At 70.0% G+C, this 20,695-nt stretch carries 23 protein-coding genes and 1 tRNA gene; 14 read left to right on the top strand and 10 right to left on the bottom strand.

All coding sequences use genetic code 11. The features are described from left to right. Positions 1–18: 18 nt before the first annotated feature. From M8231_RS00370 to galU, 10 genes are all read left to right on the top strand, one after another. Positions 19–597, top strand: a complete 579-nt coding sequence (locus M8231_RS00370) for a nicotinate-nucleotide adenylyltransferase (protein ID WP_431307140.1) — start codon at positions 19–21, stop codon at positions 595–597. A 145-nt stretch (positions 598–742) separates the two neighbouring features. Next, positions 743–1,168 carry a ribosome silencing factor gene (rsfS, locus tag M8231_RS00375; protein WP_249751678.1) on the top strand — a complete coding sequence of 142 codons (426 nt, stop codon included), beginning with the start codon at positions 743–745 and terminating at the stop codon, positions 1,166–1,168. Positions 1,169–1,172: 4 nt separating this feature from the next. Then, the gene (gene rlmH / locus M8231_RS00380; protein WP_250202004.1) at positions 1,173–1,637 is read left to right on the top strand and encodes a 23S rRNA (pseudouridine(1915)-N(3))-methyltransferase RlmH; all 465 of its coding nucleotides are present in this window, start codon (positions 1,173–1,175) and stop codon (positions 1,635–1,637) included. A 1-nt stretch (position 1,638) separates the two neighbouring features. Further along, on the top strand, positions 1,639–2,715 hold the full coding sequence (locus M8231_RS00385; protein WP_250202005.1) for a murein hydrolase activator EnvC family protein: 1,077 nt from the start codon (positions 1,639–1,641) through the stop codon (positions 2,713–2,715). A gap of 69 nt (positions 2,716–2,784) precedes the next feature. After that, positions 2,785–4,020 (top strand): DUF2254 domain-containing protein, encoded by a 1,236-nt coding sequence (locus M8231_RS00390; protein WP_250202006.1) that lies wholly within the window; start codon positions 2,785–2,787, stop codon positions 4,018–4,020. Positions 4,021–4,128: 108 nt separating this feature from the next. Continuing rightward, the gene (phnC, locus tag M8231_RS00395) at positions 4,129–4,938 is read left to right on the top strand and encodes a phosphonate ABC transporter ATP-binding protein (RefSeq protein WP_249751676.1); all 810 of its coding nucleotides are present in this window, start codon (positions 4,129–4,131) and stop codon (positions 4,936–4,938) included. Next, positions 4,935–5,948, top strand: coding sequence for a phosphate/phosphite/phosphonate ABC transporter substrate-binding protein (gene phnD, locus M8231_RS00400; protein WP_249751675.1), 1,014 nt, complete (start codon positions 4,935–4,937; stop codon positions 5,946–5,948). Before phnC ends, phnD begins: the two co-directional genes overlap by 4 nt. Continuing rightward, positions 5,945–6,835 carry a phosphonate ABC transporter, permease protein PhnE gene (gene phnE / locus M8231_RS00405; RefSeq protein WP_249751674.1) on the top strand — a complete coding sequence of 297 codons (891 nt, stop codon included), beginning with the start codon at positions 5,945–5,947 and terminating at the stop codon, positions 6,833–6,835. Before phnD ends, phnE begins: the two co-directional genes overlap by 4 nt. Positions 6,836–6,912: 77 nt before the next feature. Then, positions 6,913–7,980, top strand: coding sequence for a substrate-binding domain-containing protein (locus M8231_RS00410; RefSeq protein ID WP_249751673.1), 1,068 nt, complete (start codon positions 6,913–6,915; stop codon positions 7,978–7,980). Between the two features lie 80 nt (positions 7,981–8,060). Further along, positions 8,061–8,939, top strand: coding sequence for a UTP--glucose-1-phosphate uridylyltransferase GalU (galU, locus tag M8231_RS00415; protein ID WP_249751672.1), 879 nt, complete (start codon positions 8,061–8,063; stop codon positions 8,937–8,939). On the opposite strand, the gene M8231_RS00420 is transcribed toward galU, so the two are convergent. Further along, the gene (locus M8231_RS00420; protein ID WP_249751671.1) at positions 8,936–9,322 is read right to left on the bottom strand and encodes a hypothetical protein; all 387 of its coding nucleotides are present in this window, start codon (positions 9,320–9,322) and stop codon (positions 8,936–8,938) included. The genes galU and M8231_RS00420 overlap by 4 nt on opposite strands. Before the next feature lie 86 nt (positions 9,323–9,408). On the opposite strand from M8231_RS00420, the gene obgE reads away from it, so the two are divergent. Together obgE and M8231_RS00430 are read left to right on the top strand one after the other, a co-directional pair. Further along, positions 9,409–10,455, top strand: coding sequence for a GTPase ObgE (gene obgE / locus M8231_RS00425; RefSeq protein ID WP_249751670.1), 1,047 nt, complete (start codon positions 9,409–9,411; stop codon positions 10,453–10,455). 75 nt (positions 10,456–10,530) lie between these two features. After that, positions 10,531–11,409 (top strand): hypothetical protein, encoded by an 879-nt coding sequence (locus M8231_RS00430; protein WP_249751669.1) that lies wholly within the window; start codon positions 10,531–10,533, stop codon positions 11,407–11,409. Between the two features lie 172 nt (positions 11,410–11,581). Here M8231_RS00430 and rimM read toward each other — a convergent pair whose 3' ends face one another. From rimM to ffh, 3 genes are all read right to left on the bottom strand, one after another. Further along, the gene (rimM, locus tag M8231_RS00435) at positions 11,582–12,109 is read right to left on the bottom strand and encodes a ribosome maturation factor RimM (protein ID WP_250202007.1); all 528 of its coding nucleotides are present in this window, start codon (positions 12,107–12,109) and stop codon (positions 11,582–11,584) included. Positions 12,110–12,334: 225 nt separating this feature from the next. Next, the gene (gene rpsP / locus M8231_RS00440; RefSeq protein WP_249751668.1) at positions 12,335–12,877 is read right to left on the bottom strand and encodes a 30S ribosomal protein S16; all 543 of its coding nucleotides are present in this window, start codon (positions 12,875–12,877) and stop codon (positions 12,335–12,337) included. A gap of 23 nt (positions 12,878–12,900) precedes the next feature. Next, positions 12,901–14,427: a signal recognition particle protein gene (gene ffh / locus M8231_RS00445; protein ID WP_249751667.1), complete on the bottom strand. Its 1,527-nt coding sequence runs from the start codon at positions 14,425–14,427 to the stop codon at positions 12,901–12,903. A 305-nt stretch (positions 14,428–14,732) separates the two neighbouring features. Between ffh and M8231_RS00450 the strand changes: the two genes are divergently transcribed. Continuing rightward, positions 14,733–15,248, top strand: a complete 516-nt coding sequence (locus M8231_RS00450) for a hypothetical protein (protein WP_250202008.1) — start codon at positions 14,733–14,735, stop codon at positions 15,246–15,248. Between the two features lie 18 nt (positions 15,249–15,266). On the opposite strand, the gene M8231_RS00455 is transcribed toward M8231_RS00450, so the two are convergent. The 6 genes from M8231_RS00455 to M8231_RS00480 form a co-directional block, all read right to left on the bottom strand. Next, complete coding sequence (locus M8231_RS00455) at positions 15,267–16,649, bottom strand: S41 family peptidase (protein WP_250202009.1); 1,383 nt, start codon at positions 16,647–16,649, stop codon at positions 15,267–15,269. A 139-nt stretch (positions 16,650–16,788) separates the two neighbouring features. Continuing rightward, complete coding sequence (gene lptB / locus M8231_RS00460; RefSeq protein ID WP_250202010.1) at positions 16,789–17,580, bottom strand: LPS export ABC transporter ATP-binding protein; 792 nt, start codon at positions 17,578–17,580, stop codon at positions 16,789–16,791. 25 nt (positions 17,581–17,605) lie between these two features. Then, positions 17,606–18,112 carry an LptA/OstA family protein gene (locus tag M8231_RS00465; RefSeq protein ID WP_250202011.1) on the bottom strand — a complete coding sequence of 169 codons (507 nt, stop codon included), beginning with the start codon at positions 18,110–18,112 and terminating at the stop codon, positions 17,606–17,608. Continuing rightward, entirely contained in the window at positions 18,109–18,768 is a 660-nt protein-coding gene (lptC, locus tag M8231_RS00470) for an LPS export ABC transporter periplasmic protein LptC (protein ID WP_249751663.1), read from the bottom strand. The genes M8231_RS00465 and lptC overlap by 4 nt, the downstream gene beginning before the upstream one ends. An 8-nt stretch (positions 18,769–18,776) precedes the next feature. Further along, positions 18,777–19,391 (bottom strand): ribonuclease D, encoded by a 615-nt coding sequence (locus M8231_RS00475; RefSeq protein WP_249751662.1) that lies wholly within the window; start codon positions 19,389–19,391, stop codon positions 18,777–18,779. Between the two features lie 106 nt (positions 19,392–19,497). Then, positions 19,498–19,584, bottom strand: a tRNA-Leu gene (locus tag M8231_RS00480). Positions 19,585–19,773: 189 nt separating this feature from the next. On the opposite strand from M8231_RS00480, the gene M8231_RS00485 reads away from it, so the two are divergent. Continuing rightward, positions 19,774–20,646, top strand: coding sequence for a WecB/TagA/CpsF family glycosyltransferase (locus M8231_RS00485; protein WP_250202012.1), 873 nt, complete (start codon positions 19,774–19,776; stop codon positions 20,644–20,646). Positions 20,647–20,695: the final 49 nt, after the last annotated feature.

The following is a 20,695-nucleotide window of genomic DNA, read 5'->3' on the forward strand; positions in this document are numbered from 1 at the left end:
CTGATCCTGGCGCCGGGGATGAAGGTCGGTCTGTTCGGCGGCTCGTTCAATCCCGCCCATGACGGCCACGCCCATGTGGCCGAGACGGCGATGCGGCGGCTGGGCCTGGACCGGGTCGTCTGGCTGGTGTCGCCCCAGAATCCGCTGAAGCCCGTCCGCGACAGCGCGCCGCTGGCCGCGCGCATGGCCTCGGCCCGGCGCCAGGCCCAGGGGCCGGCCATGATCGTTTCGGATTTCGAGAGCCGCATCGGGGTGCGCTGGACCGTCGACACCCTGCGCGCCCTGGTCGCGCGCCATCCGGGGGTCCGCTTCGTCTGGCTGATGGGGTCGGACAATCTGGCCGACTTCCACCGCTGGCGGGGCTGGACCGACATCATGCGCCTGATGCCGGTGGCGGTGATCGCCCGGCCGGGATCGCTGCTGGACAGCCGCACCGCCCCGGCCGCGGCCCGCTTCTCCCGCTTCCGCGTCCCGGCCGAGCAGGCGGGCCTGCTGCCCAGCCTGGAAGCCCCGGCCTGGACCTATCTGACGGCGCCCCTGAACGCCCGTTCCTCCAGCGCCATCCGCGCGGCGCGGGCGGGCGTCGTCCCGTCCTGACGCGGCCTTGATCGGCTGGCCGGTTCACGATCCGGCCCATCCGTGCTAGAGGACCGCTTTAAGTCAACGCTCCCGGAGCCCTCCGCTGACCCCCTCGCCCGCGTACGATACGCAAGACGCCGCCGTCTCCAACACGGCGCACGAGATGGACCCCATCGAACCCCTCCATTCCGAAGACGGCTTCGACACCGACGGTCCCGTCGGCGAATCCGCCCCGCGCCCGATCGGCGCCACCCCGCTGGAAGAGGCGCTGCTGGCCCGCCTGGACGACGACAAGGCCCAGGAGATCGTCCTGATCGACCTGAAGGGCAAGAGCGCCATGGCCGACACCATGATCGTCGCCTCGGGCCGGTCTCACCGCCACGTCGGCGCCATCGCCGACCACCTGCTGCGCACCCTGAAGGAACAGGGCCTGGGCCGCGCCAAGGTCGAGGGCCTGCCGCACTGCGACTGGGTTCTGATCGACGCCGGCGACGTGATCGTGCACCTGTTCCGCCCGGAAGTGCGCACCTTCTACAACATCGAGAAGATCTGGGCGGTCGATTCCGCCCACCGCACCGCGCGCGACTGATGTCGTGAAGCTGGGCGTCGTCGCCATCGGCCGGCCCGGTCGGGGCCCGGAAGCGGTCCTGGCCGAAGACTACGCCCGGCGCGCCACCCTGGCCGGGCGCGCCCTGGGCCTGGGTCCGCTGGACCTCGTCGATCTGGAACCGAAGAAGCCCGGCAAGGCGCCCGAGGCCGAACTGATCCTGGCCGCGGCCGAAGGGGCGCATCTGATCGCTTGCGACGAGCGGGGCCGCACCTATTCGTCGCGCGCGTTCGCCGAACATCTGGCCCGCTTGCGCGACCAGGGCGAGCGGCGCGTGGTCTTCGCCATCGGCGGGGCCGACGGGCTGGACGACAGCGTGCGCGCGGCGGCGGCCTCGACCCTGGCCTTCGGCCCCCAGACCTGGCCCCACGCCCTGGCGCGCGCCATGCTGACCGAACAGCTGTACCGGGCCGTGACCATCCTGGCCGGATCGCCCTATCATCGCGATTGAGATGCGCCGCGCCCTGGTTCCCGCCCTGCTGCTGACGGCCCTGGCCGTCGCCCCCGCCGCCTCGGGCCGCCCGGCGCCGGAGAGCGAACTGGCCCGTCTCCAGGCCGAGTTCCGCGACGAGACCGCCCGCGCGCGCCGCCTGCGGGCCGACGCCGACGCGGCGCGCGACGAACTGGCCCGGCTGGAGCGCCGCCTGGCCTCGCTGCGCGCCGAGGCGGCGACCGGCGACGGGCGCGTGGAGGTCCAACGCGCGCGCCTGGCCCAGCTCAGCCGCCAGGAGGCGACGCTGGTGGCGGACATGGCGCGCGAGCGCGGCGCCCAGACCCGCCTGCTCAGCGCCCTGCAGATGATGAGCCGACGGCCGCCGCCGCCTTTGCTGGTGCCGGCCGACAAGGCGGTCGACACGGTGCGCGCCGCCATCCTGCTCAAGGCCATGACGCCCGACCTCCAGGCCAAGGCCGCCACGCTGAAGGCGCGCCAGGACGAGATCATGCGCGTGCGCCGCCTGGCGGTGCTGTCGTCCGAACAACTGTTGACCAGCGAGAGCGAGCAAGGCGACCTGCGCGGCGAAATCCAGTCGCTCAGCGACCGCAAGAGCGCGCTCAGCGCGGTGCTGGGCGCCGAGGCCCGCGCCGCCGAACGCGCAGCGGGCGTGCTGGAACGGCGGATCCGCGAGCTGGGCGGCGCCGTGCCGGCGACCGTGGCCGCGGCCCCGGAGACCGCGCCGCTTCCCGCCGGGCGGGGCCGGCTGACGCCGCCGGTCAGGACCGGCCCGACCCAGACCTATGGCGACGGGACCAGCGGCTGGCGCTGGCGCGCCGACCGGGCCGTCGTCGCCGCCCCGGCCGAGGCCAAGGTCGCCTACGCCGGGCCGCTCAGCGGCTGGGGCCAGGTGGTGATCCTGGACCTGGGGCCGGGCTGGCGCGCGGTGATCGCGGGGCTGGAGACGCTGGACGTCCAGGCCGACGCCCGCGTCGCCGACGGCCAGGCGCTGGGCCGCACCGGACCGGACGGTGACGTCTATTTCGAGCTTCGCCGCGACGAACGTCCCATCGACCCGGCGCCGTGGCTGCGTTGAGCCCGACCCGGCGCTGACGGGACCGCCGCAACCGTCACGGCTCAGCTTCGTTGAGGGGGCGGAGGATTCATGAACCGCTGGCTTTTCTTCTGGCGTCGCTTTCGGCGCCAACTGTGGGTGCGGGCGTCGGCCTACGCCGGCCTGGGCGTGGCGGCCTCCCTGCTGGCGGTGTTCCTGGCGCCGTGGGTGCCCAAGGACATGGCCGAGCGCCTGGGCGGACCGTCGGTCGAGTCGATCCTGACCATCCTGGCCTCCAGCCTGCTGAGCGTGGCGACCTTCTCGGTGGGGGCGATGGTGACGGCCTATACGTCTGTGTCCAGCGCGGCCAGCCCGCGCGTGGCCGCCCTGGTCACCAGCGACGGCGAGACGCAGAAGTCGCTGGCCACCTTCGTCGGGGTGTTTCTCTACGCCATCGTGTCGGTGACGGCGATCAATGCGCATTATTACGGCCAGGGCGGGCGCGCGATCCTGTTCCTGTTCAGCCTGGCGGTGGTCGTGCTGGTGGCCTTTCGCCTGCTGGCGTGGATCAACCGCCTGTCCAGCCTGGCGCGGGTCGGACACATGATCGACCTGGTGGAGGCCCAGGCGCGCCAGGCGCTGGATCAGCGCCGCGACACGCCGTGGCTGGGCGGGCGGCGTGGGCGGCTGGAGACGGGCGTGGACGTGACCGCCGTCTCGACGGGCTATGTTCAGAACGTCGATCCGGACCGCCTCCAGGGCGTGGCCGAACAGCACGATTGCCAGGTCGAGGTCGTGGCGGCGCCGGGCGCCTTCGTGCGGCGGGGCGAGGTCCTGGCGCGGGTCGACCTGCCCCGCTGCGACGAGGCGGCGCAGGGGGACTTCCGCTCGGCCTTCGCCGTCGGCGATTCCCGATCCTACGACCAGGATCCCCGCTTCGGCCTGATCGTGCTGGGCGAGATCGCGGCCAAGGCGCTGTCCCCCGGGGTCAACGATCCGGGCACGGCGATCCAGGTCGTCGGCGCCGGCGTGCGGCTGCTGGAAGGCTGGGCGACCCATGCGCGGCCGGACGCGCCCCGATGCGATCGCCTGCTGGCGCCGTCGATCCAGGAGGCGGACCTGCTGGACGACGTCTTCGGGCCGATCGCGCGTTTCGGCTCGGGCGACGTGGCGGTGGCCATGCGCCTGCGAAAGGGCCTTCTGTCGCTGTCGACGCTGGACGCCCTGGCGACCCCGGCGCGGGCGATGGCGGACGAGGCGCTGGAGCGCGCCCGGGCCGCCCTGCCGATCCCCGCCGATGTCGCCCGCGTCGCCGCGATCGGACGCCAGGACCCACGCTCGGCCTGAGCCGGACACGAGACTGGACGAAATCGTCCTGTCCATGCGATTAAGACTTGCCCACACGCCACATCCGCGTATTGCGGCGCCCTTCGCCACAGCCTCTCCAGCGAGTTCATGAGTTCATCCGCAGCCGCCGCCGCTCCCGGGCTTGTCTCGGCGCGCGACGTGTCGAAGACCTTCGGATCGCGAAAGGCGCTGGACGGCGTCTCGGTCGAGGTCGCCTCGGGCGAGATGGTCGCCCTGATCGGACCGTCGGGTTCGGGCAAGTCCACCCTGTTGCGCTCGATCACCGGCCTGCAGTCGATCGATCCCGGCAAGGGCACGATCTCGGTCTTCGGCGAGACGGTGCAGAAGGACGGCAGGGTCACCGGCGCGGTGCGCAAGGCGCGCGGCAAGCTGGGCATGATCTTCCAGCAGTTCAATCTGGTCGGGCGTCTGAGCCTGTTCTCCAACGTCATGCTGGGCGCCCTGGGGCGGCTGCCGGCCTGGCAGGGGCTGCTGGGCGCCTGGCCCAAGGCCGACAAGGACAAGGCGATGGCGGCCCTGCACCGCGTCGGCGTTTCCGACTACGCCGCCCAGAGGGCCAACACCCTGTCCGGCGGCCAGCAGCAGCGTGGCGCCATCGCCCGCGCCATCGTCCAGGGCGCCAAGGCCATTCTGGCCGACGAGCCCGTGGCCTCGCTGGACCCGGTCTCGGCGCGCAAGGTCATGGAGCTGCTGGTCGAGCTGAACCAGCGCGACGGCCTGGGCGTGATCGTCACCCTGCACCAGGTCGACTACGCCATCCGCTACTGCGACCGGGTGATCGCCCTGCAGGGCGGCAAGGTCGTCTATGACGGCCCCTCCACCGCGCTGGACCAGGCGCGCCTGATCGAAATCTACGGTCCCGAATTCGAGGACGCCTTCTGGGAGACCAAGGCATGAGCCAGCCTCGCACCCTGTCCCGCCGCCTGTTCGCGGCCGTCGGCGCCGCCGCGGCGCTGATGGGCCTGGCCTCCTGCGGAGGCGGCGACGAGAAGAAGGCGGCCGGCGCGACGCCGTCCGAACTGACCTTCTCCATCCTGTCGGCCGAGGGCCAGGCCTCGTCCGGCCCGCTGTGGCAGCCGCTGCTGGACGACATGTCCAAGGCGATCGGCGTGCCGGTGAAGCCGTTCTTCGCGGGCAATTACAACGTCCTGATCGAGGCCATGCGCTTCAACCAGACCCAGGTGGGCTGGCTGTCGGCCAAGCCGCTGCTGGAGGCCGTGGACCGCTCCAACGCCGAGGTGATCGCCCGCATCGTCGATCCGGAAGGGCGCGACAGCTACACCTCCACCCTGATCGTGCGGAAGGGCTCGGGCATCACCCTGGACGACGTCCTGGCGTGCGGTAAGCGCTACAGCTTCGGCATCGGCGACGCCCAGTCGACCTCGGGCACCCTGGCCCCGCTGACCTTCCTGTTCAATCCGCGCGGCATCGTGCCGGCCCAGTGCTTCTCGACCGTGCGGTCGGCGAACCATCAGGCCAACGCCTTCGCCGTGGCCACCGGCGTGGTGGACGTGGCGACCTCCAACTCGGTCAACACCATCTTCATGAGGCGCGAGAATCCGCGCCTGGCGGATCAGATCGAGGAGATCTGGCAGTCGCCGCCCATCCCGGAATCGGGCATCGCTATCCGCGAGGACCTGGACCCGGCGCTGAAGGAAAAGATCCGCAGCTTCTTCCTGACCTACGGCCAGGGCGACGGCCCCGAGGCCGAGCGCCAGCGCCAGGTTCTGGCGGGTCTGAACTATTCGATGTTCCGCGCCGCCGACGACAGCTACCTGGACCCGGTGCGCGAGATGGTGGCCGACCAGAAGCTGGGCGAAGCCCGCGCCAAGAACGACCAGGCCGGCGTCGCCGCCGCCGAGCGCGAACTGGCCGCGCTGCGCGCCAAGCGCGAGGTCCAGCCTTGACCGACGCGCGCGTGGACATGGCGGTCAAGGGCGGCGTGAGCCCGACGGCCATCCCCAATCCGCCCAAGCGCTCGGCCTCGGCCCTGGCCTTCGACGTCCTGCTATGGGGCGGCCTGGCGATCGTGCTGATCGCCAGCTTCGGCAAGGTCGACATGCAGAATTTCGGTCGGCTGTTCTCGGGCTCCGAGAACATCTCGACCTACGGCGCCGAACTGCTGCAGCCCGACTGGGGCGCCATCTTCCCGCCCGGCGACTTCTGGACCTCCTTCAAGGCGATCTTCACCCAGCCGACGGCCAGCCTGGCCGGTCAGATGTGGCTGACGGTGCAGATCGCCCTGTGGGGCACCTTCCTGGCCGTCTTCCTGGCCCTGCCGCTCAGCCTGATGGCTTCGCGCAACATCGCGCCCGGCTGGATGGTCTTCATCGTGCGCCGGGTCATGGACCTGCTGCGCTCGATCCCCGACCTGGTCATCGCCACCCTGTTCATCGTCGCGGTGGGCCTGGGCCCGCTGGCCGGCGTGCTGGCCCTGGCGCTGAACACCGGCGGGGTTCTGGCCAAGCTGTTCTCGGAAGCCGTGGAATCGATCGACAAGGGGCCGGTCGAGGGCGTGCGCGCCACCGGGGCGGGCCAGCTGCACGAGATCGTCTGGGGCGTCTTCCCGCAGGTCGCGCCGCTGTGGACCTCGTTCGCCCTGTACCGCTTCGAATCGAACAGCCGCGCGGCCACCGTGCTGGGCCTGATCGGCGCGGGCGGCATCGGCCAGACCCTGTTCGAGAGCATCCAGGCCTTCGACTACAGCCGCGTCGCCGCCATCGCCATCGTGATCGTCGTCGCCGTGACCCTGATCGACACCCTGTCCCAGGTCATGCGCAAGCGCCTGCTCTGACCCGTCGGGCGCAAGCGCAAAACCTTCACAATCCTCTGCTCTAAGCGTCGCGAACACGACGCTCAGGGAGAGCCTTGATGATCCGGACTCTGAAACTCGCCGCCTCGGCGGCCGCCCTGCTGGCTCTGGCGGCCTGCGGGGACAATGGCGCCGGCGCCGGCGGCGGAGCCCGCGCGGGTATCTGGGCGGCCGGCTCCTCGACGGTCTTCCCCTTCTCGACCCGCGTGGCCGAGACCTTCGCGCGCAGTTCGGGCGGCGCCGCGCCGCGAGTCGAAAGCCTGGGCACCGGCGGCGGCATCCAGGCCTTCTGCCAGGGCGTCGGCCCGACCACGCCCGACATCGCCAACGCCTCGCGCCCGATGAAGGCGTCCGAGTTCGACATGTGCCAGAAGAACGGCGTCACCGAGATCGTCGAGCTGAAGATCGGCTTCGACGGCATCGTCATCGCCACGGCGCGCAGCGGCAACAGCTTCAACTTCGAACTGAACGACCTCTACGAAGGCCTGGCCAAGGAAGTGCCCGGCCCGAACGGCGCCTTCGTGACCAATCCGGCCAAGACCTGGAACCAGGTCAACCCCGGCCTGCCGAACCAGCGCATCCAGGTCTATGGCCCGCCGCCCACCTCGGGCACGCGCGACGCCTTCCTGGAGCTGGGCATGACGCCGGGCGCCAAGCTGGTGCCGGCGGCGGCCGCCCTGGAAGAGAGCGACAAGGACCGCTTCGAAGCCATCGCCCACACCCTGCGCGAGGACGGCGCCTGGATCGACTCGGGCGAGAACGACAACGCCATCGTCCAGACCCTGACCCGCACGCCGGGGTCGCTGGGCGTGTTCGGCTATTCCTTCCTCGAGCAGAACCTGGACACGGTGAAGGCCGAGACCATCGACGGCGTCGAGCCGAACGCCGACACCATCGCCGACGGCTCCTATCCGCTGTCGCGCAGCCTCTACATCTATGTGAAGAAGGCCCATGTCGGCGTGACGCCGGGCCTGGCGCAGTTCGTTCAGGAATTCCTGTCCGAGGGCGCCGCTGGTCGCGGCGGCTATCTGCAGGATCGCGGCCTTATCCCGCTGCCGGAAGCCGACCTGGTCGCCCAGCGCGCCGCCGCCCAGGCCATGACCCCGATGCAGCGCCCGGCCAGCTGACGGGAACCGATGGCCGTTCCGCCCCTTCTTTCGCCGGTCCGCACCGGCTAGAAGGGGCGGGACAGCTGTCAGGATCATACATGACTTCCACTCCCGCGCGCCTGCGCAAGGCCGTGCTGCCCGTCGCGGGCCTCGGCACCCGTGTCCTTCCGGGCACCAAGACCACGCCCAAGGAACTGCTGAACGTCGTCGACCGGCCCATCCTCTCCTACATCGTGGAAGAGGCGCGCGAGGCCGGCATCGAGCACATCGTCTTCGTCACCGGACGCTCCAAGGGCGCCATCGAGGACTATTTCGACCACCAGATCGAGCTCGAGGCCCAGCTGGAGGCCAAGGGCAAGACCGACATCCTGGCCATGATGAACGCCGAACTGGCGACCGCCGGGGAAATGAGCTTCACCCGCCAGATGCAGCCCAAGGGCCTGGGCCACGCGGTCTGGTGCGCCCGCGACATCATCGGCCGCGAACCCTTCGCCGTCATCCTGCCGGACGTGATCGTGGATTCCCAGCCCGGCGCCTTGAAGCAGCTGGCCCAGGTCTATGCGGAAACCGGCGGCAACATCATCGGCGTGGAGTCGGTGCCCGAGGACCAGACCCACAAATACGGCATCGTCGATCCGGTCAGCCGCGACGGCGCCCGCATCGTCATGAAGGGCATGGTGGAAAAGCCCGCCGCAGGCACGGCGCCGTCAAACCTGTCGATCTCGGGCCGCTACATCCTGCAGCCGGAAATCTTCGACCTGCTGGCGACCCAGGAAAAGGGCGCGGGCGGCGAGATCCAGCTGACCGACGCCATGGCCCGGCTGATGGCCGACCAGAGCTTCACCGCCGTGGAATACGAAGGCGTCACCCACGACTGCGGCGACAAGATCGGCCTGCTGCGCGCCAATGTCGCCCTGGCCCTGAAGCGCCCCGATCTGGGCGAGGCCGCGCGGGCGGCGATTTCGGCGCTGCTCTAGACGACCACGCTGACGCGTCGCGGCGGCGGGGCCGCCTGGTCGCGGGCGCGCAGCGCGTCCAGCCCGACGATCGGCGGCGCGACGGCGCCGGCCGCCGCATAGGCCCCCAGCGCCGCCTTCATCTCATAGGCCAGCATCGCCGCCATCGCCGGATTGGCCGCGCCGCTGGTCTGGAGGATGCGCAGATGGGCGGCCAGCTGTTCCAGATGGCGCTTGGCGGCCTCGGTCGCGACGGTCTCGCCCGCTTCGGCGCGGCGCGGCCGTTCAGTCTGGGCGCTTTCGGTCTGGGCGCGTTCGGGCCGCAGGGGCCAGTCGCGCGCGACGGCCGGCTTCGTCGTCTCGACGAACGGACGGGCCAGGGCGGGCGAGGCCAAAGGTTTCATGAGCGTTAACGCTCGGCTGCTTTGGTTAACCGGGTCTTAACGACGCACGCCTCGCCCTCGCCGCCGTCTTTTGGCATAAGCCGCCGATGAAGTTCCTAGACCAGGCCAAGATCTACATCCGCTCGGGCAACGGCGGCGCGGGCTCCGTGTCGTTCCGGCGCGAGAAGTTCATCCCCAACGGCGGGCCCGACGGCGGCGACGGCGGCAAGGGCGGCGACGTCTGGATCGAGGCGGTCGAGGGGCTGAACACCCTGATCGACTACCGCTACCAGCAGCATTTCAAGGCCCAGACCGGCGCCCACGGCCAAGGCCGCCAGATGCACGGCGGCAAGGGCCAGGACGTGGTGCTGAAGGTCCCCGTCGGCACCCAGGTGCTGGACGAGGACAAGGAGACGGTGCTGCTGGACATGGACACGCCCGGCAAGGCCGAACTGCTGCTCAAGGGCGGCAACGGCGGCTGGGGCAACGTCCACTTCAAGGGACCGGTCAACCAGGCCCCGACCCACGCCAATCCGGGCCAGGAGGGCCAGGAGCGCTGGATCTGGCTGCGGCTGAAGCTGATCGCCGACATCGGCCTGGCGGGCCTGCCGAACGCCGGCAAGTCCACCTTCCTATCGGCCGCCAGCGCGGCGCGGCCCAAGGTGGCGGACTATCCGTTCACGACCCTGACGCCGAACCTGGGGATGGTCGACCTGTCGCCTTCGGAACGGTTCGTCATCGCCGACATTCCCGGACTGATCGAGGGCGCCAGCGAGGGCGCGGGCCTGGGCACGCGCTTCCTGGGCCATGTAGAGCGCTCGGCCAGCCTGATCCACCTGATCGACGGGACGCAGGACGACGTGGTCGAGGCGTACCGGATCATCCGGGGCGAGCTGGAGGCCTATGGCGAGGGCCTGGCCGACAAGGCCGAAATCCTGGCGCTGAACAAGATCGACGCCCTGACCCCCGAGATGCGCGAGGAGAAGGCCGCCGAGCTGGAGGCCGTCGCCGGCCGCCGCCCGATGCTGGTCTCCGGCGTCTCCGGCGAGGGCGTGCCCGAACTTCTGCGCGCCGCCTGGGCCGAGGTCAAAAAGACGCGCAGAGCCCTGGCCGACGACAGCGAGGTCGCCCAGACCACCGGCTGGCGCCCCTGATTCATGCCGGCCGACAACGGAATCGTCCCTTCGTGCGTTAGGATCGCGTACAGCGAAGCTGGGGGAGGCGTTTCGATGCGGCGTGTTCTGATCTGGTCGATCCTGACGGCGGTCACCGCCCTGATCCTGATGGGCGTCGGCTACTGGGCCTATTGGAACTTCTTCGCCCGGTTCCAGCCGGTGACGGTGACGCAGAATCAGGCCGAGATTCAGCAACTGCTGGACCAGTCGTCCTGGGTCTCGGACGGCGCGGGCGGGCAGGCGGTCTATGTCGTCGGCTGGCGCGACAGCGCGGCGATGGATCGCTATCTGCGCGAAGAGGCGCCCCGCCTGCGCGCCGGCGGCGCCGAGCCGCGGTTCATCTTCTTCGCCCGGCCCGACCGAGAGGGCGCGCCCCAGTCCACCGCCGCCGAACGGTCCACGGTGGCCGAGCTGTGGCTGACGCGCGACTGGCGGCTGTTCCAGCGCTGGACCGCGACGCCGCCGCGAAGCTGGACCGCGCAAGGGGTGACGCCGGCCGACGGGAACCTGGCGCGCGAGGCGGTGGTCGAGGGCGCCCGCCGCTTCGACGCGCGCCTGACCGAGTTGCTGGAGCCGTCGGGGGTCGAGGACGCCCGCCCGCTGGTGCTGTGGCGCGACCGCCAGGGCTTCCTCAAGGCCTGCGCCTGCGCCGATGCGCGCGGCTGGCCCTTCATCCGCGACGACCTCGGCGCGCCGGACCGGATCGGCGAGGCGTCCGAAGCCCCGGCCGCCGGGTCCGTGCCGTCGATGTCCTATCCCGACGTCTCCGGCGCGCCGGCGACCGTTCCGCCGGGCCAGGTCGCGCCGCCGCAGCCGGGTGCGAATCCCCAGACCCCGCAGGCCCAGCGCAATCCGCCGGCGCCCTCACGTCCCGCCCAGCCGCCACGTTCGGCGCCCCAGGCGCAGAAACAGGACGACACGACCTTCTTCTGAGGGAGCAACGCCGGTCCCTCATCCCCCATCGTCCTTCCGGGGCTGAGCGAAGCGAAGAACCCCTAACCCAGGACCGCAGCCCAGGCGCCAAGCCGCGTTCGGCGCTGGAGCCATCCTCCTGGGTTCCGGGTTCGTCCTGCGGACGCCCCGGAATGACGCATAGTGAGCGCATTCAGTCCGGCTCGCGCTCTCCGACCTCGACCGGGCGAAGGACGCGCAGCCAGCCCTCGGCCAGGCGGATGTCGGGCACGGCGTCGCGGGTGAAGGGCAGATACCAGGTCGGCCCCCCGGCGGCGGGCGCGATCTCCAGCATGTCGTCGGCGCCGAAGTTCTGCACCGCCTTGACCACGCCGATCGCCGCATCGTCGCCGTCGCGCGCCTGAAGCCCGATCAGATCGGCCAGGTAGAATTCGTCCTCCTCCGGTTCGGGGAAGCGGTCGCGGGGCACGTGCAGCTTCAGGCCGCGCAGGGCGTCGGCCTGTTCCTTGGTGGCGATCTCCTTGGCCCGGCCGACGACCCCGTTCTTGTCCGGTCGCGCCGAGGTCAGGGTCAGGCCCACCGAGCCGTCGGCGCGCAGCAGCGGCCCATAGGCGGTCAACGCCAGCGGATCGGCGGTGAAGGCGGTCACCCGCACCTCGCCCCTGACGCCGAAGCCGCCGCCGACCTGGCCGACGAGGATGAGTCTGCTATCTGTGGTCATGCCGTCCTCCTCGATCTTCCCCCGGCGCGGGGGAAGTGTCGCGTCGTGGCGCGCAGCGACACGCGTGACGATGGGGGAAGTTTCTACTTGAGAGAAGACTCCCCCTCTCCGACCCTGGATCGGCTGCGCCGATCGACGGGCCGCCTCTCCCGCAAGCGGGAGAGGATCAAACGAAAAACGGCGGCTCCGGAAGGAGCCGCCGTTCTCATGTCAGAACCGAAGGACTCAGCCTTCGGCCTTTTCCTCGGTCGCTTCTTCGGCGGCCGGGGTTTCTTCAGCAGCGGCTTCGGCGGCGGGCGCCTCTTCGGCCGGGGCCTCTTCAGAGGCCGGAGCGTTCTTGGCGGCTTCGGCCTCTTCCTTGGCCTTGGCGGCGGCTTCGGCGGCCTCGGCCTTGGCGGCGGCTTCGGCTTCCAGGCGGTCGGCCTCGCGCTGGGCGCGCTCGGCGGCGCGTTCCTGGGCCTTCTTGCCCGGTTGGGCCTTGTTCGGGTTGTTGCCCTGCGACCACTTCACCTTGGCGCCCAGGGTCTCGTCCTGCGACAGGAAGCGGGCGACGCGGTCGGTCGGCTGGGCGCCCTTGCCCAGCCATTCGGCGATGCGCTCGACCTTCAGGGCGACGCGCGGGGTCTCGCCGTCCTTGGGCAGCATCGGGTTGTAGCTGCCGACCTTCTCGATGAACTTGCCGTCGCGCGGCGAGTGCGAGTCGGCGATGACGATGTGGTAGTAGGGGCGCTTCTTGGCGCCGCCGCGGGCCAGACGAATCTTCAGCATTGTCAGTCTCTTTCTAGATCAGATCAGTTTTTCTTGGGGAAGCCCGGAAGGCCTGGAAGCCCTCCCGGCAGGTTCGGAAGTTGACCGCCACCCAGTCCGGCGAGCCGGTCCTGAATGGCCTTCAGTTCGTCGGCGCTGGGTTCCGGCGTCTTGCCGCCGCCCAGGGCCTTCAGGCGCGCCATGTCCGGCCCGCCGCCGCCGCCGAGGCCGCCCAGCATGGCGGCCATCTGCTGCATCTTCTTGGGTCCGCCGCGCGCCATCGACTTGACCACGTCGGCCATCTGGCGGTGCTGCTTCAGGACCCGGTTGACGTCCTGGACCTCGACGCCCGCGCCGGCGGCGATGCGCTTCTTGCGCGATGCGTTCAGCAGGTCCGGCTTCTTGCGCTCGGCCTTGGTCATCGAGGAGATGATGGCTTCCTGGCGCAGGATCATGCGGTCGTCGATGCCGCTCTCGGCCATCTGGCCCTTCATCTTGGCCACGCCGGGCAGCATGCCCATGATGCCCTGAAGCCCGCCCATCCGCTTCATCTGCTGCAGCTGGCCGGCCAGGTCGTCCAGGTCGAACTGGCCCTTGGCCAGCTTCCTGGCCATCTTCTCGGCCTTGGCCTGGTCCAGGTCCTGGGCGGCCTTTTCGACCAGGGCGACGATGTCCCCCTGACCCAGGATGCGGCCGGCGACGCGGCGGGCGTCGAACACGTCCAGCGCATCGACCTTTTCGCCGGCGCCCAGATATTTGATCGGCAGGCCGGTGACGGCGCGCATCGACAGCATGGCGCCGCCGCGCCCGTCGCCGTCGGCGCGGGTCAGGACCAGACCGGTCAGCGGCAGGCGCGCGTGGAAGGCCGACGCCGTGCGCACCGCGTCCTGGCCGGTCAGGCTGTCGGCGACCAGCAGGGTCTCGACCGGCCTGGCGATCTCGGCGACCTCGGCCACCTCGTTCATCAGCCCCTCGTCCAGGGTGATGCGGCCGGCGGTGTCCAGGATCAGGACGTCGAAGCCCTGGAGCTTGGCCGATTGCAGCGCCCGGCGGGTGATCTGGACCGCGCTCTCGCCCTGAACGATGGGCAGGGTAGCGACCTCGATCTGCTTGCCCAGGGTCGCCAGCTGTTCCATCGCGGCCGGACGGCGCGTGTCCAGCGAGGCCATCATGACCTTCTTGCGATCGAACTTCGTCAGGCGCAGCGCCAGCTTGGCCGAGGTCGTGGTCTTGCCCGAGCCCTGCAGGCCGGCCATCAGCACCACAGCGGGCGGATTGGCGTTGGTGTTCAGCGGGACCGGCTCTTCGCCGCCCAGCATCTCGATCAGGCCGTCATAGACGATCTTGACCACCTGGTCGGCCGGCTTGACCGAGCGGATGACCTCTTCGCCGGTGGCGCGCTCGGTGGCGAAGGCGATGAATTCCTTGACGACCGGCAGGGCGACGTCGGCCTCGAGCAGGGCCACGCGCACCTCGCGCATCGCCTCGGCGACATCCTTTTCGGACAGGGCGCCGCGCCCGGTGATCCGGTCGAAGACGCCTGTCAGCCGCTCGTTCAGAGCCTCGAACATTCACTACCTCGTTGCGACGGGTGAAACGGCTCCATACGACAACGGCCCCTGTGGACGATCACGTCGACAGGGGGTTCTCGCCTGACTCGTCCGGCGGGCCGGGGTCGTTCAGGTGGAGACGCGAGGTTCACTTGCGTCGGAAGCGGCGGCTTATGACGGAAAACAAGGGAAATGTCGAATCCCCTTTCGCATCGTCCGCAAGGCGCCCAATCAAGCTCCAGCGAAGTGGCGGCTTGTCTTAAACGAGCCCTTTCTGATCGAGCGTGCGGAGGGCAGGGTGTCGGGAAACTGCACCGAGGAAACGTATGATTTCCCTTCTGGCCGCCATCCTCCTCCAGACCTCGCCTTCCCTCCCGCCGTTGCCCCAAGGATGGAGCGAGAGGGAACTCTTCGCTCTGAAAGGCGGCCGGGGCGGGTTCGGCTTTGCCGACAGGCTGGAGGCCCGGTTCTGGCGACGCTCGCCCTATCCCGCCGCTAGGGGCGCTCCCGCCGCCTATTGGGTGGCGCATGTCGTTCGCCGACATGACGGGCTCCCGGGACAGACGGATCAGTCCTTCGATGCATGGCTCGACGAATCCGACTGTCCTCAACTGCGAAGAGCAGTGGAAAGGATCGCCGCGTTTCGGCCGCCGCCTCCCTATGCCTCCGATTCCCAGGAACAGGGCCTTGTCATTGGGGCTCATGGCACGAACTACACCCTCACGACCTGGGGAGGGCGGGACGCGATCCATCAGGCTCAGGTCACGACCTTCGACCCGAATGGCGGCCTTCTGGGCGATCTGACCTCGGCCATCCAAGACGACCTGCTGGCCTGCCTGTAGCGCCGACTGGTCTTCGCTCTACGGCTCCTCGTCCGTCTCCGGTTCGTCCGCCGGGGCCTGGTCCGGCCTGGGCTCCGAGCCGGGCTCCGTGACCACGATCCCTTCCGGCGGCGCGCCGAGCTTCGACAGGTCGCCGCCGGCGCGCAGCAGGTCCAGGGCGCGCTCCAGCTGATAGTCCTTGTCCTTGGGATAGTCCTCGCCCGGCGCCTCGCGCGGGGTGTGGGCGCCCTTGCGTTCGGCGCCGATGGAGGCGTCCAGCGCGGTGGCGTAGGCCGCCTCGGAATAGATGAAGCTGGAGCGCGAGACGATGCGCGCCTCGGCCGCCGACCGGGCCACCTCGTAATCCGGCTCGATGCCGATCTTCTGGATCGAGGCGCCGGACGGGGTGTAGTAGCGCGCCGTGGTGATCGACAGGGCGCCGTCCTGCCCCTGGCGCAGCGGGATCACCGTCTGCACCGACCCCTTGCCGAAGCTGGTCAGGCCCACGACGGTCGCCCGTTCGTGGTCCTTCAGGGCGCCGGCGACGATCTCGGACGCCGAGGCCGAGCCGTAGTTGATCAGCACCACCAGCGGCAGGCCGCCGGTCAGGTCGCCGGGCTTGGCGGAATAGCGTTCGATCTGCTCGGGCTTCCTGCCCCGCTGGCTGACGATCTCGCCGCGTTCCAGGAAGGCGTCCGACACGTCGATCGCCGCCGTCAGCAGACCGCCGCCGTTGTTGCGCAGGTCCAGGACATAGCCCTTCACACCCGGCTTCTCGGCCTTGATCTTGTTGATGGCCTCGGTCAGTTCCCGGCCCGTGTTCTCGTTGAAGGTCGAGACGCGCAGATAGCCGAAGTCGCCCTCGACCCGGCCGGTGACCGACTGGACCTTGATGACCTCGCGGGTCAGCACGACCTCCAGCGGGTCCTCGCCGTCGCGCAGGAAGGTGACCTTGACGCTGGTGCCGACCTCGCCGCGCAGCTTTTCCGACACCTGGCTGACTGTCAGGCCCGCCGCGTTCTGGCCGTCGATGGCGCTGATCACGTCGCCCGCCTGTACGCCGGCGCGGGCCGCCGGGCTCTCGTCCATCGGCGAGATCACCTTCACCAGGCCGCCTTCCGAGGTGATGGTCAGGCCGACGCCGGAATACTGGCCGGTGGTCCGCTCCTGCAGATCGCCATAGCTGTCGGGCGGCAGATAGTTCGAATGCGGATCCAGCGCGGTCATCATGCCGCTGAGCGCCGCCTCGATCAGCTTCTTGTTGTCGACCGGAACGACGTAAAGCCGCTCGACGATGCCCACTACGTCGCCGAACAGCTCCAGCATGCGGAAGGTTTCGTTGCGCGGGGTCTGGCTGGCGACGGCGGCGGCGGAGCCGCCGAGGGCGAGGGCGGCGCAGCCGACGAGGAGCAGTTTACGCATTCGGTCTCTTTCGGTGGGCCCGATCATGGAAGGCGCCCGGCTTCGATCACAGGCCCCGCAGACACGACCAAATCGTGGCGACGCGGCGTCGTCCCGATAAAATCAGCGTCAGGCCGGCAGGGGAAGGGCGCACGCGCGATCAGCCGTACATTTCGCCCAGATAGACGCGCCGGACCTCGGGGTCGTGGATGGCCTGGTCGGCCGTGCCTTCGAACAGGACGGATCCGGCCGAGATGATCGACACCCGGTCGGTGATCTCCAGGGTCTCGCGCACATTGTGGTCGGTGATCAGCACGCCGATGCCCTGGCCGGCCAGGTAGCGGATGACCGAGCGGATGTCGGCGATGGCCAGGGGGTCGATGCCGGCGAAGGGTTCGTCCAGCAGCATGAAGGACGGCCGGCCCGCCAGGGCGCGCGCGATCTCGACCCGGCGCCGTTCCCCGCCCGACAGGCCCGTGGCCGGGGCGTGGCGCAGGTGTTCGATGTGCAGTTCGCCCAAGAGGCGCGAGGTCTCGGCCTCGATGCTGGCCTTGGGATAGTTCAGCTCGACCACCGCGCGGATGTTCTGCTCGACTGTCATGCCGCGGAAGATCGAGGCCTCCTGCGCCAGATAGCCCAAGCCCATGCGGGCGCGCTGGTACATGGGCTGGGCGGTGATGTCCTCGCCGTCCAGCCAGATCGAGCCGGCGTCGGGCGGGATCAGGCCCGTGATCATGTAGAAGCAGGTCGTCTTGCCCGCGCCGTTGGGACCCAGCAGGCCCGCGACCTCGCCGCGCTGGACCGTCAGGGAGACGTCGCGCACCACCTGCCGCTGGCCGAAGGCGCGGGCGATGTTGCGCACCCGCAGGCCCTTGTCTGCGGGCGCGGCCTCGACCTCCGGCGCGGCGGCCGGTTCGTCACGGTTCAGGGCGGAGAGTTCCTTGCGCGCCAAATCTGCTCAGTCCGGCCGAAAGGCCTCAGTTGCCGTTGGGGTAGAAGACGCCCTGGATGCGGTTGCCGGCCGACCCGCGCGGGGCGCCGGCCATGGTCGCGGCGTCGGTGTTGACGTTGTAGGTCAGCCGGCCGCCCGTCAGGACGTTCCGACCCTGGGTCAGGACCACATTGCCGGTCACCACCACCTCGCCGCCGTCGATGGAATAGACGGCGCGGTCGCCGCGCATCGACTGGGTCGGGGTCACGAAATAGACGGTTCCGGTCGCCTCCACCCGATCCGGGTCGCCCGAGGCGTCGCGGTACAGGGTGATGGCGTCGGCGCGCAGGCGGTTGTCGCCCTGGGTCACCTCGGCCCGGCCGCGCAGGGAGATGGTCTCGGCGGTCTGCTCGCCCGAATCGGCGCCGAAGGCGATCGGCTGGTTCGAGGTCCGGCCGGCCGCGCTTCCGCTCTGGGCGTCGCCCACGCTCGGCAGGACCAGGACGGTCAGGGCGGTCGCCGCCGCCAGCATCTTCATCTTCATCGCCGTCATCCGCCTGATCCGGAGGGATTTATCGTCCCCCTTATCTTGTTATCGCCCTGGCCGTTGAAAACCACCCGCTGGCCCTGGTCGTAGATCGCATAGGACGAAGCGTTGATGGTTCCAATAGGGCCGGCTCCCTGAACGCCCTTTGAACCGGTGATGATGCCGGTGCGGGTGTCGACCACCGCTTCCGGCGTGGTCAGGACGAAGCCCGAGCCGCCGTCGGAGATGCGCACGTTCGGGCCGATCGTCACGGTGCGGGCCGCCTCGTCGTAGGTTCCGCCGTCCGCCGTCATCTCGGTGACCTTGCGCCCGCCCAGGTTCAGCTTCAGCGCCGGGCCGATCAGGCGGAAATGGCCGGTGGCTCCGTCCCGCACCGCCCCTTGCGCGCCGATGACGAAAGAGCGTCCCTGCGCGTCCTGGCCGTGGAACATCGGATTGTCCAGCCGGACCTCCTGGCCCTGGGTGGCGCGCCGCTCCACCCCCGACATGACGGTGCGGAACACCGTCCAGGTCAGGGCGCCGCCCGCCAGAACCAGCATGATGATCGGCAGCACCCGGCGATACAGCCGCACCCGGCGCGAGTGGGCGCGCCAGCGCCGGCCCTCCTGGGCGACGCGGGCCTCGTCGGCGCGGGTGGCGGGGGTGTCTCGCGGGTCCGTCACGGGGCGGCCTAGCTGTGGGCGAAGATGTCGACCTCGTCCCAGCCGGCAAGGTCGAGCGCCGAACGCGTCGGCAGGAAGTCGAAACACTGGGCCGCCAGCTGGGTGCGCCCTTCGCGCGCCAGCATCTGGTCCAGTCGGGCCCTGGCCGCGTGCAGATAAAGGACGTCCGAGGCGGCGTAGTCCAGCTGGGCCTGGGTCAGCTCGGCCGTGCCCCAGTCGGACGACTGCTGGGCCTTGGACAGGTCGACGCCGACGGTCTCGCGCACCACGTCCTTCAGCCCGTGACGGTCGGTGTAGGTGCGCGCCAGCTTGGAGGCGATCTTGGTGCAATAGACCGGCCGGGTCTCGACGCCCAGATGCAGCTGGAACATGCCGATGTCGAACCGGCCGAAGTGAAAGATCTTGAGCACCTTCGGGTCGGCCAGCAGCCGCTTCAGGTTCGGGCAGTCGTAGGCGGGGCGGTTCAGGCGCACGACATGGGCGTTCCCGTCGCCGGCCGACAACTGGACCACGCACAGCGGGTCGCGGCCGAAGCGCAGGCCCATGGTCTCGGAATCGACGGCGACCTCGGGCCCCAGGTCAAGGTCGTCGGGCAGGTCGCCCTGATGCAGATAGACGGTCATGGGCAGGTTCTTACACGCCGGCCTCAAGCAGCGCCACGCCGCGCGCGATGCGATAGGCCAAAACCAAGAACGGCGCCGCATCGGGGATGCGGCGCCGTTCGAAAGATGGTGCCCAGAAGAGGACTCGAACCTCCACGGCCGTTAAGCCACTGGCACCTGAAGCCAGCGCGTCTACCAATTCCGCCATCTGGGCCCCGTCGGTCCCGCCTCGCGGCGTTTCCATCGGGAAGGCGCGGACCTCTAAGGCAGAGCATCGGCGGGGTCAACAGACGTTTTGGCGCTTTTTTCGCTTTCCGTGACAAGGGGCCGATCCGGCGTGGCTAAGGCGTGTTAGGCCTGTTCGCTAACGTCGCCTTGAAGGCAGGGGGCGCAAGGTGGGGCCATGGCGGATTCCCTGATCCAGACCCCGGCGGACGACCGCCGCGCCCACGCCCGCCCGGCCTTTCGTCAGGCCCGGCGCGACGACGAGCGCGTGCGCCTGCTGGGCCAGTCGGTCGACCTAGTGCGGCCCGAGGAGGTCCTGCTGCACCTGGCCCGCCACGTGCGCGAGGGCCGGCGCACCGTGATCGCCAACCACAATCTGCACAGCCTGCACCTGGTGCGCAAAACGGCCGAGATGCGCGCCTTCTACGCCGCGACCGACCTGGTACAGGTGGACTCGCGGCCCCTGCTGTGGTTCGCGCGGATCCTGGGCCTCAGCGCGCGGCCGTTTCACCGCTGCACCTACCTGGACTGGCGCGACCGCTTCTGGAGCCTGGCCGACCGCGAGGGCTGGCGGGTCATGGCCGTGGGCGGGGCGCCGGGCGTGGGCGAGACGGCGGCCCGGCGCCTGGGCGCGCGCCATCCCCAGGCCAACATCCGCACCCATCACGGCTATTTCGACGCGACGCCGGGTTCGGCGGAGACTACGGCGGTCCTGGCCGAGGTGGCCGCCTTCCGCCCGCACGTGCTGTTCGTCGGCATGGGGATGCCCCGCCAGGAGGCGTGGATCGTCCATAACCTGGAGCGGCTGCCCGACTGCGCCATCCTGTCGGTCGGGGCGGCCTTCGACTACGAGGCGGGGGTCCAGGCCGCCGCGCCGCGCTGGACCGGGCGCGTGGGGCTGGAGTGGGCCTATCGCCTGATGCGCGATCCCCGGCGCCTGTTCGTGCGCTATTGCGTCGAACCGTGGAGCCTGGTCCCGGCCGCCCTACAGGATCTGCGCGCGGCCCGCGGGCGGCGAGGCGCCAGCGCCGCTCACAGCGGCCGTCACTAAAAACCTACTTGTGCGATAGAGTTTTACGGCGAATGATCGCGTCTCCCTC

Origin of the sequence: Brevundimonas albigilva (genome assembly GCF_023573565.1) — a bacterium.
GTDB lineage: Bacteria > Pseudomonadota > Alphaproteobacteria > Caulobacterales > Caulobacteraceae > Brevundimonas > Brevundimonas albigilva.

Bases quoted from the DNA above. Each gene is read 5' to 3' on its own strand.
- M8231_RS00370 (WP_431307140.1), top strand. From the start codon at position 19: ATGAAGGTCGGTCTGTTCGGCGGCTCGTTCAATCCCGCCCATGACGGC.
- rsfS (WP_249751678.1), top strand. From the start codon at position 743: ATGGACCCCATCGAACCCCTCCATTCCGAAGACGGCTTCGACACCGAC.
- M8231_RS00385 (WP_250202005.1), top strand. From the start codon at position 1,639: ATGCGCCGCGCCCTGGTTCCCGCCCTGCTGCTGACGGCCCTGGCCGTC.
- M8231_RS00390 (WP_250202006.1), top strand. From the start codon at position 2,785: ATGAACCGCTGGCTTTTCTTCTGGCGTCGCTTTCGGCGCCAACTGTGG.
- phnC (WP_249751676.1), top strand. From the start codon at position 4,129: ATGAGTTCATCCGCAGCCGCCGCCGCTCCCGGGCTTGTCTCGGCGCGC.
- phnD (WP_249751675.1), top strand. From the start codon at position 4,935: ATGAGCCAGCCTCGCACCCTGTCCCGCCGCCTGTTCGCGGCCGTCGGC.
- M8231_RS00410 (WP_249751673.1), top strand. From the start codon at position 6,913: ATGATCCGGACTCTGAAACTCGCCGCCTCGGCGGCCGCCCTGCTGGCT.
- galU (WP_249751672.1), top strand. From the start codon at position 8,061: ATGACTTCCACTCCCGCGCGCCTGCGCAAGGCCGTGCTGCCCGTCGCG.
- M8231_RS00420 (WP_249751671.1), bottom strand. From the start codon at position 9,322: ATGAAACCTTTGGCCTCGCCCGCCCTGGCCCGTCCGTTCGTCGAGACG.
- obgE (WP_249751670.1), top strand. From the start codon at position 9,409: ATGAAGTTCCTAGACCAGGCCAAGATCTACATCCGCTCGGGCAACGGC.
- M8231_RS00430 (WP_249751669.1), top strand. From the start codon at position 10,531: ATGCGGCGTGTTCTGATCTGGTCGATCCTGACGGCGGTCACCGCCCTG.
- rimM (WP_250202007.1), bottom strand. From the start codon at position 12,109: ATGACCACAGATAGCAGACTCATCCTCGTCGGCCAGGTCGGCGGCGGC.
- rpsP (WP_249751668.1), bottom strand. From the start codon at position 12,877: ATGCTGAAGATTCGTCTGGCCCGCGGCGGCGCCAAGAAGCGCCCCTAC.
- ffh (WP_249751667.1), bottom strand. From the start codon at position 14,427: ATGTTCGAGGCTCTGAACGAGCGGCTGACAGGCGTCTTCGACCGGATC.
- M8231_RS00450 (WP_250202008.1), top strand. From the start codon at position 14,733: ATGATTTCCCTTCTGGCCGCCATCCTCCTCCAGACCTCGCCTTCCCTC.
- M8231_RS00455 (WP_250202009.1), bottom strand. From the start codon at position 16,649: ATGCGTAAACTGCTCCTCGTCGGCTGCGCCGCCCTCGCCCTCGGCGGC.
- M8231_RS00465 (WP_250202011.1), bottom strand. From the start codon at position 18,112: ATGACGGCGATGAAGATGAAGATGCTGGCGGCGGCGACCGCCCTGACC.
- M8231_RS00475 (WP_249751662.1), bottom strand. From the start codon at position 19,391: ATGACCGTCTATCTGCATCAGGGCGACCTGCCCGACGACCTTGACCTG.
- M8231_RS00485 (WP_250202012.1), top strand. From the start codon at position 19,774: ATGGCGGATTCCCTGATCCAGACCCCGGCGGACGACCGCCGCGCCCAC.